Here is a 14788-nt window from a genome sequence, read left to right as displayed (position 1 = left end):
GATGCCCGTGACCTTCCAGCTCGTCGTCGACTGCCGGTCCGCCGACCGGCTCGCCCGGTTCTGGGCCGAGGCGCTGCACTACGTGCTCGAGCCGCCGCCCGAGGGCCACGACTCCTGGGACGACTTCTACCGCTCGATCGGCGTCCCCGAGGACGAGCTCGGCCTGGGTGCCGACTCGATCTCGGACCCGAACGGCGAGGGCCCGCGGATCTGGTTCCAGGTCGTGCCCGACGAGAAGACCGTGAAGAACCGGCTGCACATCGACGTCCACGCCAGCGGTGGTCGCAGGGAGCCGCTCGACGTACGCCGCGAGCGCGTCGAAGCCGAGGCCGCACGCCTGGTCGCCCTCGGCGCGACCCGGCTGCACGCCAACGCCGAGGAGGGCCTCGACCACTACGCGGTGGCGATGCTCGACCCCGAGGGCAACGAGTTCGACATCAACTGACCGCCTTCTCGAGCGCGGTCACCTCCGCGTCGAGGTGGGTCAGCATCCGCTGCAGGCTCGGCACGGTCCGGCGGCAGCCGGTCAGGCCGAAGCCGAGGTTGCCGTCGTACGAGATGCAGGTGATGTTGAGCGCCATCCCGTTGATCGGGATCGACAGCGGGTAGTGGCCGACGAGCTTCGCGCCGTTCCAGTACTGCGTGTTGCGCGGTCCCGGCACGTTGCTGATGATCAGGTTGTACGGCGGGCGCACCAGGCCCGACGCCCGCAGGATCGGCGCGATGATCGCCGGCGCCTGGCCCAGCGCGCTCATCGCCATAATCTGGGTGGACGTCATGCCGGCGAGCGCCTCCTTGCCGGCGTTCATCGAGGCGGAGATGTCCAGCAGCCGGTCGAGCGGGTCGGCGAAGTCGGTGCCGAGCCGGCACATCACCGAGCCGACCGCGTTGCCGCCCTCGGTCGAGGCGATGTGCGACTCCTTCGCCTTCAGCCCGATCGGCACCATCGCGACCAGCGGGGTGTCCGGGAGCGCGTCGAGCTCCAGGAGGTAGCGACGTACGGCGCCACCGCACATCGCGAGCACGACGTCGTTGATCGTCGTCCCGGTGGCCGCGCCGATCGCACGCAGCCGCGCGATCGGCCAGTCCTGGGCGGCGAAGCGGCGCGAGGAGGTGATCTTCTGGTTGAAGATCGTGCGCGGGGCGTACAGCGAGACCGACGACGTCTCGTTGCGGACGCTGCGCGTGAGGGTCTTGATCAGCGCACCCGGCATGCCGGCCGCCTCCGCGGTGATGCCGAGCGCGGTCCGCATCGCCTGGGTGGAGATCTCGGTGATCCCGGCGGCGTCGTCGGAGGACGTGGAGCGCGCGGGGCGGCCGCGGCGGGTGCGGGCGTCCCACGGCGGCGGCATCTCGCGCAGGTCCGGGTCCGGGGTGAGCGTGCTCTGCACCAGCCGCATCGCGGAGATGCCGTCGACCAGCGAGTGGTGGACCTTGGTGTACAGCGCCACGCGGCCGTCGCGCAGGCCCTCGATGACGTGGGCCTCCCAGAGCGGCCGCTCCCAGGCCATGCGGGTGCCGTGCAGGCGGCCGCAGAGGTCGAGCAGCTCCCGGATCCGGCCGGGCTTCGGCAGCGCGCTGTGCCGGATGTGGTGGTCGATGTCGAACTGCTCGTCCTCGACCCACACCAGCTGCCCGGCGGTCGTCAGCGACCGGTGCGGGCGCTTGAGGAACAGCGGCGCGATCTCCTCGACCTCGCGCATCGACTCGTAGAGCTGGCGCCCGTAGTCGCGGCCGGCACCCTCGGGCTTCTCGAACAGCTGGAGCCCGCCGACGTGCATCGGCATCGACCGGTTCTCGGCGAGCAGGAACGCCGCGGCGGTCGGGTCGATCAGGTTGACCACGGGTGCTCCTCTGTGTCGGGTGCCGCCGACTATGGCTGCTCGGCCCACATGCCGTCCACAGGCGAACGTCCCGACCGCGTCATCCACAGGTACCTCCCCGCCCGGCCGAGAACGTCGCCGCCGGCTCCTAGCGTCGCTCGTGCGTCGGAACCTCCGGCGCAGGAGCACTCACTCGGGAGCAGCCATGAAGTGGTTCGTCAGCGTCGCCCTGGTCGTCGGGATCTGCGTCGGGGGGTTCGGTGCGGCCGCGCTCGCCGCCGTCGACCCGCCTCCGGGCGACACCATCGTCGAGGTGACCGGCGACGCCGCCAACGGCTTCGAGATCCGACACTACGACGGCACCGAGCTGTTCCCGCCGACCGACTCCGAGGCCCGCGCCGAGTGCGGGGAGTACGACCTCCGCGCGGACCGGATCCGCTGCCGTGTCGAGGTCCGCACGTGGTACCGCGACCTCGCCGACCTCCGCCAGGCGCTCGAGTGGGCGCACGCCCGGTGAGGGCGCCGGCCGTGCCCGCGTTCGTGGCAGGATCGCGTCCATGGAGGCGGGACCACTCGATCGGGCGTGGCTCCGCAGCCGGACGTCCGCGCGGGCGCGCCTCGCCCGGCTGGACTCCAAGCGCTGGCAGATCGGGCAGTGTGCGATCGCCGCGGGGCTCGCCTGGCTGATCGCCGCCGACCTGTTCGGCCACCCGACGCCGTTCTTCGCCCCGGTCGCGGCCGTGGTCGCGCTCGGCACGTCCTACGGCCAGCGGCTGCGCCGCGTCGCCGAGGTGACCGTCGGCGTCGCGGTCGGGGTGTTCCTCGCCGACCTGCTGGTGGTGCTGCTCGGCTCCGGCGCGTGGCAGATCGGGCTGATCGTCGCGCTGTCGATGTCCGCGGCGCTGCTGCTCGACGCGGGCCAGCTGTTCGTGACCCAGGCCGCGGTGCAGTCGGTCGTGGTCGCCTCCCTGGTCCCGGACCCGGGCGACGCGTTCCTGCGCTGGACCGACGCGGTGATCGGCGGGCTGGTCGCCCTGGTCGCGGCCACCGTCGTCCCGGCCGCACCGCTGCGGCGGCCGCGGGAGCAGGCGGCCGTGGTGATGCGCAAGATCGCCGGGCTGCTGCGGGCGGCCGGGGAGGTGATGGACGACGGTGAGTCGCAGCGGGCGATGTCGCTGCTGGCCGACGCCCGGTCGACCGACTACCTGATCCGCGAGCTCCAGTCCGCCGCCGACGAAGGCCTGTCGGTGGTCGACTCCTCGCCGTTCCGGGTCCGGCACAAGGACAACCTGCGCCGGATGGTCGACCTCGTCGAACCTCTGGACCGGGCCCTGCGCAGCACCCGCGTGCTGGTCCGCCAGACCGCGGTCGCGGCCTACCACCGACGGCCGGTGCCGAAGTCCTACTCGCTGCTGGCGCTCGACCTGGCCGACGCCGCCGACGCGGTGGCCGCCGAGCTGGCGGCGAACCGGATGGCGGTCGCGGCCCGGCCGGCGGTGCTCGCGGTGGGCGACGCGACCGGCCAGGTGGAGCGCAGCGAGGTGCTGGCCGCCGAGGCGGTGCTCGCGCAGCTGCGCTCGGTGGTCGTCGACCTGCTGATGGTCACCGGGCTCGACCAGCTCGAGTCGACCGACGCGCTGCCGCCGCCGCGATGACCGGTGCGCAGGGCGCGCCCGGCCAGCCCTGGGTGCTGCACGTCGACCTCGACCAGTTCATCGCCGCGGTCGAGGTGCTGCGCCGCCCCGAGCTCGCCGGCCTCCCGGTCGTGGTGGGTGGCCGCGGAGACCCGACCGAGCGGGGTGTGGTCGCGACGGCGTCGTACGAGGCGCGGGCGTTCGGCGTCGGCTCCGGCATGCCGCTGCGGGTGGCGGCGCGCAAGTGCCCGGACGCCGTGTTCCTGCCCGTCGACCACGACGCGTACAACGCCGCCTCCGACGAGGTGATGGCCACGCTGCGCGGGCTGGAGTGGGGCGGCGTGCCGGTCGTGGTGCAGGTGCTCGGCTGGGACGAGGCGTTCGTCGCGGCCGGCGAGGGGCACGGCGACCTCGGCGACCCGACGGAGCAGGCCGAGCGGATCCGCGCCGCGGTGCTGGACGCGACCGCGCTGCACTGCTCGGTCGGCGTCGGCGACAACAAGCTGCGCGCCAAGATCGCCACGGACTTCGGCAAGCCGCGTGGTGTGTGGAGGCTGACCGCCGAGAACTGGTTCGAGGTGATGGGCCAGCGGCCGACCACCGCCCTGTGGGGGATCGGCTCCAAGACCGGCAAGAAGCTCGCCGCGCTCGGGATCGACACCGTCGAGCAGCTGGCCGACTCCGACGCCCGGGTCCTCGCCGCCGAGATCGGCCCGACGATGGGGCCGTGGTACCACCGGCTCGGCCGCGGGGTCGACACCAGTGCGGTCGACGCCTCGCCCTGGGTGCCGCGCGCCCACGGCCGTGAGGAGACCTACCAGCAGGACCTCGAGGACTGGGCCCGGGTGGCCGAGGAGGTCCGCTCCCTGACCCGGCGGGTGGTCGCCGACATCGACCGCGAGGGCCGTCCCGCCGCCCGCGTGGGCCTGAAGATCCGGTTCAAGCCGTTCATCACGGTCAGCCGCAGCCTCACCCTGCCCGAGCCGACCAACGACCCGGCCGTCCTCGGCGACGCAGCGGTGTCCCTCCTCGACCGCGTCGACCACGACCGCCCGGTCCGCCTCCTCGGCGTCCGCCTCGAGATGACCGAGCCCGCAGGCGGCTACTGACTCTCACAGCCCGTCGCGCAGCTCCCGCACCACGGAGTCGACCACCGCGACCAGGTCACCCTCGGACGCCTCGGCGACCGCGCGCTGGCGCTGGTACGACGCACCGCGGCGCGGGATCTCGGCGACGGCGGCGAGCTCGTCGGAGCAGCCGAGCCGCTCCGCGACCGGCGCCAGCCGCTCGAGCAGGTCGGCGAGGTCGTCGGTCACCAGCCGCTCGTTGGAGTGCGCGTCGACGATGACGATCGCGTCCAGGCCGTAGCGGGCCGCGCGCCACTTGTTCTCCTGCACGTGCCACGGCGGCATCGTCGGCAGCGTCTCGCCCGCGGCCAGCCGGGTGTCGAGGTCGACGACCAGGCAGTGCATGAGCGCGACCAGCGCACCGAGCTCGTCGAGGTTCGAGACCCCGTCGCAGACCCGGTTCTCGATGGTGCCGAGGTTGGCCGCGGGCCGCACGTCCCACCGGATCTCGCTGAGCACGTCGATGACGCCGGTGGTCATGAGGTCGCCGGCGTAGGACTCGAACTCCTCCCACCGCTCGAACTGGAACGGCAGCCCGGCGGTCGGGAGCTGCTGGAACATCAGGGCCCGGTTGGACGCGTAGCCGGTGTCGAGCCCGGCCCAGATCGGGGAGGAGGCGGACAGCGCCTGCAGGTGCGGGTAGTAGTTCAGCAGCGACGAGAGCACCGGCATCACCCGGTCGCGGTCGGGCAGCCCGACGTGCACGTGCACGCCCCAGATCAGCATCTGCCGGCCCCACCACTGGGTGCGGTTGATCAGCTCCTCGTAGCGGTGTCCCTCGCTGAGCTGCTGCGACGACCAGGACGCGAACGGGTGGGTGCCGGCGCCGTACAGGTCGACGTCGAGGTCGTCACCGGCCGGGATGACGGCCTCGAGGGTGCGGCGCAGGTCGGCCATCGCCTCCGACGCGGTGCGGCACACGCCGCTGACGATCTCGACGGTGTTGCGCAGCAGCTCCTTGTGCAGCCGGTCCGGGTCGGGCAGCCGTGGCTTCGCCCGGGCGAACAGGTGTGTCGCGTCGTTGCGCAGGTCGCGGGTACGCCGGTCGACCAGCGCGAGCTCCCACTCGACGCCGAGCGTGGGCTCGGGGGAGGCGTGGAAGTCGATCCGCACGCGCTCAGCGTTCCACAGCAACGCGCGAGAGCCACGCCGCCGCGCTCCCGTCGTACGGCGGGAGCGCGCTCACGACCGCGGCGTGGACGCGGTCGCAGGAGGTCATGGCTGCGGTGGTCACCTCGTCGGGGTACCCGAACCGGACGCGATGATCCGCGAACTCGTCCTCGTCGTCGACCCACACCCGCCCGGTGTTGCCGCGCACCACGTCGAGGTCGAGGTCGACCGCGCGCAGGACGGTCCCGTCCCACCGCGGGGGAGTGGTGACGTCGACGTACACCCGCACCGGCCCGCCCTCGTCGTGGAACGTCGCCAACCAGCCGCGCTCGGCGTCCGGTCCGGGCGGCGGCACCAGGCCGACCTGCGCGGTGGGGGCGACGTACGTCGCGCCGGGTCGGACCATCGTGGTGCCCGCGGGGATGCCCAGCCAGTCACCGTGCTCGTCGCTGCCGAGGATCGTGCAGTCGAACTCCCAGTGCGGGCGGTCGCCCCACTTGGTCATCACCACGCGGACGGCGGCGCCGGGGGTCGGGGTCACGGTGGTCTGTCTACCAGGCGGCTGCCACCATGGCGCCCATGTCGGACGCGCGCGAGCTGAACCTCACGCTCGACCTCTGCCTGCGGGTCGGCGAGCTGCTGCTGTCGTCGGGGGCCGGTGCCGCCGACGTCACCGCGACCATGCAGGCGGTGGGCTGGCAGTACGGCGTGCGGCACGCCGACATCGACGTGACGTTCACGTCGCTGTCGATGAGCTACCAGCTCAGCCCGGAGGAGCCGGCGTACGTGCTGATCCGCCAGGTCAAGCAGCGCGACATCGACTACGAGGACCTCACCCTCGTCGACCACCTCGTGCGCGACGTGCTGCGCGGTGAGGTCGAGCTGAAGGAGGCGCGCACCCGGCTCGCTCGGATCGTGTCGTCGGGCCACACCACGCCGCGCTGGCTGGTCAGCCTCGCCTGGGGCGTGATGTGCGCGGGGGTCGCGATCCTGCTCGGCGGTGGCCCGGTGGTGATCGCGCTCGCGTTCGTCGCGGCGGTCTGCATCGACCGGCTCCAGCTCTGGATGGGCCGGCGCCGGCTCCCGTCGTTCTACCGCCAGGTCGCCGGCGGCGCGGTCGCCACGGTCATCGCCGTGCTCGCGGCCGCCGTGCAGGACGACCTGGACACCTCGCTGGTCGTGACCGCGAACATCGTCATGCTGCTCGCCGGGATCGGCTTCATGGGCGCCCTCCAGGACGCGCTGTCGGGGTTCTACGTCACCGGCGGCGCCCGGCTGACCGAGGCGCTCCTGTCGACCGCCGGCATCATCGCGGGCGTCAGCGGCGGCCTGGCGTTCGCCGAGGGGATCGGCGTCGACGTGGGTCGGCTCGACCCGGGGGCGGTGACCGACCTGCGGGACGTGTCGACGGTCGCGCTCGGCGCCGCGATCTGCGCCGCGGCGTTCGCGTTCGCGTCGTACGCGCCGCGCCGCTCGCTGGCCCCCATCGCGCTGATCGCCGCGATCGCGATCGTGATCTCGCAGTCGATCAGCCAGGGCGGCGTGAGCGTCGCCCGGACGGCGTGGCCGGTCGCGCTCGCCGCGTTCTTCGTCGGCCTGGTCAGCTTCACGGTCGCCGGGCGGATGCGCGTGCCCCCGCTGGTCGTGGTCGTGTCGGCGATCGTGCCGATGCTGCCGGGTCTCTCGATCTACCGCGGTCTCAGCCTGCTCTCCGAGAACAGCTACCAGGCGTCGGAAGGCATCCTCGCCCTGATGACCGCAGGGTCGGTCGCCCTCGCGCTCGCGTCCGGCGTGATCCTGGGCGAGTACGTCGCCCAGCCGGTACGTCGCGAGGCGCACCGGCTCGAGAGCCGGTTGTCGGGCCCACGCCTGGTCGGCCCGCTGCGCACCACGCGCCGCACGCGGCGGCGCCCGCAGTCGAACCGTTAGACGGCGCTGGTCCCCGGCGGCATCACCTTGCGGTGGGTACGCGCCACGATGTCCTGGTAGCGCGAGCCGGTGACCTTCGCGAGCGTGTGCACAGCGTGCGCGTCGATCCCGACCAGCACCCGCGCCTTGTTGGTGCGGATGCCCTTGACGATGATCTCCGCGGCCCGCTCGGGGGTCATCTTCGCGAGCTTCTCGTCGAAGAACTTCGCCGTCTGCGCGCCGTCCTCGACGGCGGAGTACCGCGCGTTCCGGGCGATCGCGGTCTTGATGCCGCCCGGGTGCACCACGGTGACGCCGACGGGGTGGCCGGCGACGAGCATCTCCTCGCGAACCGCCTCGGACATGCCGCGCACGGCGTACTTCGCCGCGTTGTACATGCTCTGCCCGGGCATCGAGATCAGGCCGAACAGCGACGAGATGTTCACCAGGTGCCCGTCGCCCGACGCGATCAGGTGCGGCAGGAACTCCTTGGTGCCGTGCACGACGCCCCAGAAGTTGATGCCCATGATCCAGTCCATGTCGGGGTACTCGAGGTCCTCGAGGTTCCCCGCGAGCGCGACGCCGGCGTTGTTGACGACCAGGTTGACCCGGCCGAAGTGCTCCGCGGTCGAGGAGGCGTACGCCGCGAACGCGGCCCGGTCGGCCACGTCGAGGTGGTCCGAGCGCACCTCGCGGGCGCCGGCGGCCTTCACGAGCTCGACGGTCTCGGCGAGACCGTCGTCGTCGACGTCGGAGATCGCGAGCAGCGAGCCGCGCCGGGCCAGGTCGACGGACAGCGCGCGCCCGATCCCGGAGCCCGCTCCGGTGATCACCGCGACCTTGTGGTCGAGCTCCTTCATGCTGACTTCCTCACGTCGTAGGCGTCCAGGTCGAAGGACGCGAGCTGGCGGCGGAACGTGAACGTGGCCTTCGGCCACAGCACCGTGTTCCTGCCCTGGTCGTCGAGGTACCAGCTGGAGCAGCCGCCGGTGTTCCACACCGTCCGCTTCATGCGGCGCTGGAGGTCGGCGTTCCACTTCCGGAAGGCCGCTGGGTTGGGCTCGACGGCCGCGTACCCCGTCCGGCGCAGCGTGCGCACGGCGTCGCGGATGTAGGCCACCTGGGCCTCGATGATGAACACCATGCTGGTGTGGCCCTGACCGGTGTTGGGGCCGACGATCATGAACAGGTTCGGGAAGCCCGGGACCGTCGTGCCCTTGTACGCCGCCATCCCGGTCGTGCGCCAGGCGTCGGCCAGGGTGTGCCCGGCGGTGCCGGTGATGTGCTCGGTGATCGGGAGCTCGGTGGTGTGGAACCCGGTGGCGACCACGATGACGTCCACGGGTCGCTCGACGCCGTCGGCGGTCACGATCGCGTTGCCGGTGACCTTGGCGATCCGGTCGGTGACCAGCTCGGTGTTGTCGGCCGCGAGCGCCGGGTAGTACGTGTTCGACCGCAGGATCCGCTTGCAGCCGATCGCGAACTGCGGGGTCACCTTCGCGCGCAGCGCCGGGTCCTTGATGCCGAGCGCGATGTTCGCCTCGGCCGCCTTCTGGGCCGGAAGCGCCAGCTTCGGCACCATCGTGAACGCGGGCACGTAGCCCTCGTGGGCCCAGTAGATGCCGGTGCGGTAGACCTTGCGCAGGGCCGGGAACCGCTGGAGCGCGGTGGCCTCGGCGCCCTTGTAGGTCCGGTCGTTGCGGGGGATCACCCACGGTGCGCTGCGCTGGTAGACGTCCAGGTGCCCGCCCGTCGACGCCAGCACCTGCTGGACCTCGGGGATGATCTGGATCGCCGAGGCGCCGGTGCCGATCACCGCCACCCGCTTGCCGGCAAGGTCGACGCCGTGGTCCCAGCGCGCCGAGTGGAACAGCTCGCCCTGGAACGTGTCGAGGCCGTCGATCTCGGGCAGCTTCGGCTCCGAGAGGCCGCCGGCGCCGACGATCAGCGTGGTCGAGGTGACGGTCCGCTCGCCCTCGGGGCCGGAGATCCGGACCTCCCAGCGCTGGGCGTCGGCGTCCCAGGCGGCGTGCTCCATCGTCGTGTCGAACGCGAACCGGTCGAGCGTGCCCGACCGCTGCGCGACCCGCTCGATGTAGTCCTGGATCTCGGGCTGCGGCGAGTACGACTTCGACCAGTCGTGGGAGGCGAACGAGTACGAGTACAGCTGGCTCGGGACGTCGCAGCAGGCGCCCGGGTAGGTGTTGTCGCGCCAGGTGCCGCCGACGGTGCTGCCCTTCTCGACCACCAGGAACTCGCGCTCGCCGTCCTCCTGCAGCTTGATCGCGGCGCAGAGTCCGGCGAACCCCGCGCCGACGATGACATGCTCGACGTGCGTCATGCGGCAGACCGTACTGGCGGTATTGAAAAAGTGTCAATAAGGTGGATCTCGTGACCGCGACGACTCGGACCCGACTGACGCCGGAGCAGCGCCGGGCGCAGCTGCTCGACCTCGGCGTCCAGCTGCTGGCCACCCGCTCGCTCGACGAGCTGTCGATCGACCTGCTCGCCGAGGAGGCCGGGATCTCGCGCGGCCTGCTCTACCACTACTTCGGCAACAAGCACGCCTTCCACGAGGCCGTCGTGCAGCGCGCCGCCGACGACCTGATCGCCCAGACCGCGCCGCCGGTCGACGGCGCGCCGCTGGAGCGGGTGCACGCCTCGATCACGGCGTACGTCGACTACGTCGTCGCCAACCACGAGGGCTACCTGTCGCTGGTGAAGGGCGCCGCGGGAGGCAGCGAGTCGATCCGGGCGATCTACGAGCGAACCCGCTCGGACATGGGGGACCGGGTGTTCCGCGAGCACCCCGAGGGCGACATCGTCCCGGACACCCCAGCCACGCGGCTGGTGGTCCGCGGCTGGACCGCGATGACCGAGGAGCTCGTGCTGTCCTGGATCGCCGAGCCGAACGGCGTCAGCCGCGACGACCTCGTCGCGATCCTCGTCGAGTCGCTGCCGGCGCTGGTGGGCGTCACCCAGGTCGCGCCGGAAGCCTGACGTCCAGGGTCGTGTCGCCGGGCACGGATCGCAGCGTGACCGTGCCGCCATGGGCCGAGACGATCGCCTCGACGAGCGAGAGCCCCAGCCCGACACCCACCTCGGCGCCGCGGGTGCGGGCCGCGTCGCCACGGGCGAACCGCTCGAAGGCGTGGTCGACGAGGTCGGGCGCGAAGCCCGGACCGTCGTCGTGCACCGAGAAGCCGTCACGGCGCACGCGCACCGTGACCGTCGTACCGGCCGGGGTGTAGCGGGCCGCGTTGGACAGCAGGTTCGTCGCGACCTGGTGCAGGCGCAGGTCGTCGCCCAGCACCTCGTACGGCGTCTCCACGGCGTCGTCGGGCACGTCGAGGCGCCAGTGGTGGTCCGGAGCGACGACGCGCGCGTCGGACACCGCCTCGAGCAGCAGCCGGGTCAGGTCGACCGGCTCCTGCTCCAGCGGCCGTCCCGAGTCGAGCCGGGCCAGCAGCAGCAGGTCCTCGACGAGCGCGGTCATGCGCCCGGACTCCTCCTCGACCTTGTGCAGCGCGGTCGCGGTCGCGGCCGCGTCGTCCGGCCGGCGCCGGGCCAGCTCGGTGTACCCGGCAATGGTGGCCAGCGGGCTGCGCAGCTCGTGCGAGGCGTCGGCGACGAACTGCCGGACCTGCTGCTCGCTGCGGTGCCGCGCGTCCAGCGAGGTCTCGACGTGGGCGAGCAGCGCGTTCAGCGCCGCGCCCACCTGGCCGACCTCGGTGCGCTCGTCGGTGAGGTGCTCGGGCACCCGCTCGGTCAGGTCGATCGCGCCGGACGCGAGCGGCAGCGCGGCGACGGCGTGCGCGGTCTCGGCGACCTCGCGCAGCGGCCGCAGCTGGCGGCGTACGACGACCAGGGCGACCCCGCCGCCGAGCGCGGTCGCGATCACCGCGAACAGCAGCTCGAGCGAGACGAGTCGCTCGAGGACGCTCGACACCGAGTCCTCGGGCAGTCCGACAAGGTAGGTGCCGCCGTCCGGCGTGGGGATCGCCTGGACCCGGAAGTCGCCGATCCCCGGCAGGCTGACGGTGTGCGTCTCCCGGTCCGTGGGCACCTTCGCGAGCTCGTCGGCCGCCGCGTCATCGAGCTGCACCTGGCGGATGGGTTCCTCCGCCGACCGTGGCTCGACGACGTACACCTCCGCGGTGCCGTCCTCCGAGATGAGGGCGCGCACCATCCCGACCTCCATGCCGGGACCGCCCGTTGGGCCGCTGCCGATGGGCAGCTGGTGCACCTGCTCGTCGAGACGGTCGTCCAGGTAGCTCTTCATCGCGACGGTGGTCGCCGCGCCGAGCAGGACCGACACCACGAGGATCAGCAGCACGGTGGTGAGCACCAGCCGCGAGGTCAGCGACGCGAAGGCGCGCCTCATGCGTCGGCCGGCTTCAGCACGTAGCCCGCGCCGCGCATGGTGTGGATCATCGGCTCGCGACCGGCGTCGATCTTCTTGCGCAGGTAGGAGATGTAGAGCTCGACGACGTTGGCCTGGCCGCCGAAGTCGTAGTTCCAGACCCGGTCCAGGATCTGTGCCTTGGACAGCACCCGGCGCGGGTTGCGCATCAGGAAGCGCAGCAGCTCGAACTCGGTCGCGGTCAGCGCGATCGGCTCGCCGGCGCGGAACACCTCGCGGCTGTCCTCGTCGAGGCTGAGGTCGCCGACGACCAGCGTCGGTGTCGCCGTGGCCTGCTGGGCCCCGGTGCGCCGCATCAGCGCGCGCAGCCGGGCCACCAGCTCCTCCAGGGAGAACGGCTTCGTCACGTAGTCGTCACCGCCCGCGGTCAGGCCGGCCACCCGGTCCTCGACCGCGTCGCGCGCGGTGAGGAACACGACGGGTACGTCGGGGTTGGTGGACCGCATCCGGCGTAGCACCTCGAGCCCGTCGAAGTCGGGCAGCATCATGTCGAGCACCACCGCGTCGGGGCGGAACTCGCGGGCGGTGGAGACCGCCTTCGACCCGGTGTGCGCGACGGCCACCTGCCAGCCCTCGTAGCGCAGCGCCATCGAGACCAGCTCGGCGATGTTCATCTCGTCGTCGACGACGAGCACGCGCAGGGGGGTGCCGTCGGATCGGGTCAGCTCCATGTCGACCATCGTCGCCACGCTAGCTGTGCGCTTCCTGTGAAGGAACTGTGGCGTTCTCACGACCTGCTCACCGGTCGCGCACAGGATCCGCACAGCGACCGGGCGGAGGGTCCTCGGCATGACCGAGAACCCCGAGAACCCCCAGAACCCCGAGAACACCGAGAACACCCAGCCCCAGAAGCGCTTCCGCGACCGTCGCGTCGGCGTGGTGGCCCTGGCCGCCTCGACCGTCGGCGCGCTGCTCATCGGCGGCACGCTGGGCGCCGTGTCGGGCGCCGCCATCGGGTACGGCGTGGGCCACGACGACCACCCGGACCGGCCCGCGATCGTGCACCGCGAGGTCCCGCCGGGCGGCGAGCTGCCGCCGGGCATGGCCCCCGAGGACAGCTCCGACAGCTCGAACAGCTGAGGGTGCGTGGCGTCGTCGAGGCCTGTCCCCATGTCGCACTCCATCGGCCCCGAGCCGTCGAGAGTGCGGTGTCCCTCCAGCCTCGACGAGCCACTGCGTTCCGCACGCTAGCCCCGTGGGACGGGTCTCCGACATGGCCCGATGGGCTGCCCTTTCGGGCAGGTGAGGGCGATCAGCGCAGGTCGCGCACCGCGAGGGACGCGAACACCATCGCCGAGCCGAGCGGGGCGCCCGGACCGGGGTACACCGCGCCGAACACGGACGCCGCGCTGTTGCTGGCGGCGTACAGCCCCGCGATGGGACTGCCGTCCTCACGCAGCACCCGACCGTGCTCGTCGGTGACCAGGCCGCCCTTCGTGCCGAGGTCGGAGAGCACGAACCGCGCGGCGTAGAACGGCGGCTGCGTGCACGGCGTCGGTCCCGCGCCGCCGGTGAAGAACGTGTCGTACTCGTCCTGGCCGCGACCGAAGTCCTCGTCGACGCCGGACTCGCAGAAGCCGTTGAACCGCTCGACGGTCGAGACCAGGCTCTCGGCCGGTACGCCGATCGCCTCGGCGAGCTCCGGCAGCGTGTCGGCACGCACCCAGGTACCCGCGGCGAGGTGCTCGTCCGGCGACCCCTCGGGCATCGCGATCGCGGGAAGCCGGCCGTCCTCACGGGAGTCGAAGACGAACCACGACGGGATCCGCTCGGGCGCCTTGGCCATCTCGCGACCGAAGCGGTCGTAGGGCAGCGCCTCGTTGGCGTAGCGCCGGCCGGTCGTGTCGACCATCAGCCCGGAGCGGAAGCCGAGGGTGAACGAGCCGCCGCCGTCCGGCTGCTCCAGGCCCGGGCAGAACCAGCCGACGCCGCGGTAGTCGGTCGCGGCGCCGATCGCCACCGCGGCCGCGATCGGCTCGCCGGTGTTGGTGCCGCGCGGCGCCATCGTCCAGGCGACGTCGCCGGGCACGCCGCGCGCGGCCCGCTCCTCGGCGTTCCCCTCGAACCCGCCCGCGGCGACCAGCACGCCCCGGCGGGCCCGGATCTCGATCGGCCCCTCGGGCGTCATCGCGGCGACGCCGGCCACCCGGTCCTCGCCGAGGACCAGCCCGGTGACCGGCAGCTCGGTGCGCACGGTGCCGCCCTCGCGCAGGAACCCGTCGAGCAGCCGCGCGATCAGCGACTGGCCGCCGCTCAGGGTGTTGCGTCCGGGCTCGCCGGCGCGGTCCCGCTCGACCGGCGGCCGGACCAGCTCGCCGACCCGCTCGGGCAGCTCACCGCGCTTGATGTTCGTCGGCTGGATCGAGCGACCCATCGCGACCCGCCCCGGAGCGTCGTAGTACTCCGAGAACGGCAGCCACTCGAACGGGATCCCGGCCTCCTCGAGCTCGGCGACCAGCTCGGGGGAGTGCGCCAGGAACGCCTCGACCTTGGTCTGGTCGGCGTCGTCGAGGATGGCGGCGAGGTACTCCCGTGCTCCCTCGGTCGAGTCGGCGATGCCCGCGCGCTGCTGCACCTGGCTCCCCGGGAGCCAGCACGCGCCGCCGGAGTACGCCGACGTCCCGCCCAGCAGCGCCGTCTTCTCGACCACGACCGTGGACAGGCCCGCCTTCTGGGCGAGGAAGGCGCCGGTCATCGCACCGCCTCCCGAGCCGACCACGACCACGTCGTACTCCTGTGCCTCGCTCATGCCGGGATACTAGA

15 protein-coding genes are annotated in these 14788 nt (G+C 72.5%); 7 read left to right on the top strand and 8 right to left on the bottom strand.

The features are described from left to right. Position 1 precedes the first annotated feature (1 nt). Positions 2–445, top strand: a complete 444-nt coding sequence (locus ABD875_RS15795; RefSeq protein ID WP_345179586.1) for a VOC family protein — start codon at positions 2–4, stop codon at positions 443–445. Here ABD875_RS15795 and ABD875_RS15790 read toward each other — a convergent pair. After that, positions 438–1844 carry a WS/DGAT/MGAT family O-acyltransferase gene (locus tag ABD875_RS15790; RefSeq protein WP_345179583.1) on the bottom strand — a complete coding sequence of 469 codons (1407 nt, stop codon included), beginning with the start codon at positions 1842–1844 and terminating at the stop codon, positions 438–440. The two genes, ABD875_RS15795 and ABD875_RS15790, sit on opposite strands and share 8 nt — an antisense overlap. A gap of 184 nt (positions 1845–2028) precedes the next feature. On the opposite strand from ABD875_RS15790, the gene ABD875_RS15785 reads away from it, so the two are divergent. From ABD875_RS15785 to ABD875_RS15775, 3 genes are read left to right on the top strand one after another with little or no spacing between them, the layout of a single operon-like run. After that, positions 2029–2340: a hypothetical protein gene (locus tag ABD875_RS15785; protein ID WP_345179576.1), complete on the top strand. Its 312-nt coding sequence runs from the start codon at positions 2029–2031 to the stop codon at positions 2338–2340. Positions 2341–2380: 40 nt separating this feature from the next. After that, complete coding sequence (locus ABD875_RS15780; protein WP_345179572.1) at positions 2381–3478, top strand: FUSC family protein; 1098 nt, start codon at positions 2381–2383, stop codon at positions 3476–3478. Continuing rightward, positions 3475–4566 (top strand): DNA polymerase IV, encoded by a 1092-nt coding sequence (locus ABD875_RS15775; RefSeq protein WP_345179569.1) that lies wholly within the window; start codon positions 3475–3477, stop codon positions 4564–4566. Before ABD875_RS15780 ends, ABD875_RS15775 begins: the two co-directional genes overlap by 4 nt. Positions 4567–4569: 3 nt before the next feature. Here ABD875_RS15775 and ABD875_RS15770 read toward each other — a convergent pair whose 3' ends face one another. Both ABD875_RS15770 and ABD875_RS15765 read right to left on the bottom strand, forming a co-directional pair. After that, complete coding sequence (locus ABD875_RS15770) at positions 4570–5697, bottom strand: glutamate--cysteine ligase (RefSeq protein WP_345179564.1); 1128 nt, start codon at positions 5695–5697, stop codon at positions 4570–4572. Between the two features lie 4 nt (positions 5698–5701). Continuing rightward, positions 5702–6235, bottom strand: coding sequence for a DUF402 domain-containing protein (locus ABD875_RS15765; protein ID WP_345179560.1), 534 nt, complete (start codon positions 6233–6235; stop codon positions 5702–5704). 38 nt (positions 6236–6273) lie between these two features. On the opposite strand from ABD875_RS15765, the gene ABD875_RS15760 reads away from it, so the two are divergent. Further along, the gene (locus ABD875_RS15760; RefSeq protein ID WP_345179556.1) at positions 6274–7623 is read left to right on the top strand and encodes a threonine/serine exporter family protein; all 1350 of its coding nucleotides are present in this window, start codon (positions 6274–6276) and stop codon (positions 7621–7623) included. Here ABD875_RS15760 and ABD875_RS15755 read toward each other — a convergent pair. Beyond that, on the bottom strand, positions 7620–8462 hold the full coding sequence (locus ABD875_RS15755; protein WP_345179551.1) for an SDR family NAD(P)-dependent oxidoreductase: 843 nt from the start codon (positions 8460–8462) through the stop codon (positions 7620–7622). The two genes, ABD875_RS15760 and ABD875_RS15755, sit on opposite strands and share 4 nt — an antisense overlap. After that, positions 8459–9943 (bottom strand): flavin-containing monooxygenase, encoded by a 1485-nt coding sequence (locus ABD875_RS15750; RefSeq protein WP_345179549.1) that lies wholly within the window; start codon positions 9941–9943, stop codon positions 8459–8461. Before ABD875_RS15750 ends, ABD875_RS15755 begins: the two co-directional genes overlap by 4 nt. Before the next feature lie 50 nt (positions 9944–9993). Between ABD875_RS15750 and ABD875_RS15745 the strand changes: the two genes are divergently transcribed. Next, positions 9994–10602, top strand: a complete 609-nt coding sequence (locus tag ABD875_RS15745) for a TetR/AcrR family transcriptional regulator (protein WP_345179547.1) — start codon at positions 9994–9996, stop codon at positions 10600–10602. Here ABD875_RS15745 and ABD875_RS15740 read toward each other — a convergent pair. Together ABD875_RS15740 and ABD875_RS15735 are read right to left on the bottom strand one after the other, a co-directional pair. Next, positions 10577–11986, bottom strand: coding sequence for a sensor histidine kinase (locus ABD875_RS15740; protein ID WP_345179544.1), 1410 nt, complete (start codon positions 11984–11986; stop codon positions 10577–10579). The genes ABD875_RS15745 and ABD875_RS15740 overlap by 26 nt on opposite strands. Beyond that, entirely contained in the window at positions 11983–12696 is a 714-nt protein-coding gene (locus ABD875_RS15735) for a response regulator transcription factor (RefSeq protein ID WP_345179541.1), read from the bottom strand. The genes ABD875_RS15740 and ABD875_RS15735 overlap by 4 nt, the downstream gene beginning before the upstream one ends. 118 nt (positions 12697–12814) lie before the next feature. Here ABD875_RS15735 and ABD875_RS15730 point away from each other — a divergent pair, with 118 nt between their 5' ends. Continuing rightward, on the top strand, positions 12815–13105 hold the full coding sequence (locus ABD875_RS15730; RefSeq protein WP_345179538.1) for a hypothetical protein: 291 nt from the start codon (positions 12815–12817) through the stop codon (positions 13103–13105). Between the two features lie 172 nt (positions 13106–13277). Here ABD875_RS15730 and ABD875_RS15725 read toward each other — a convergent pair whose 3' ends face one another. Beyond that, on the bottom strand, positions 13278–14774 hold the full coding sequence (locus ABD875_RS15725) for an FAD-dependent oxidoreductase (RefSeq protein WP_345179535.1): 1497 nt from the start codon (positions 14772–14774) through the stop codon (positions 13278–13280). Positions 14775–14788 lie beyond the last annotated feature (14 nt).

Origin of the sequence: Nocardioides caricicola (genome assembly GCF_039541135.1) — a bacterium.
GTDB lineage: Bacteria > Actinomycetota > Actinomycetes > Propionibacteriales > Nocardioidaceae > Nocardioides > Nocardioides caricicola.
Note: the sequence above shows the minus strand (reverse complement) of the source record. Positions and strands in the feature narration are given on the sequence as shown.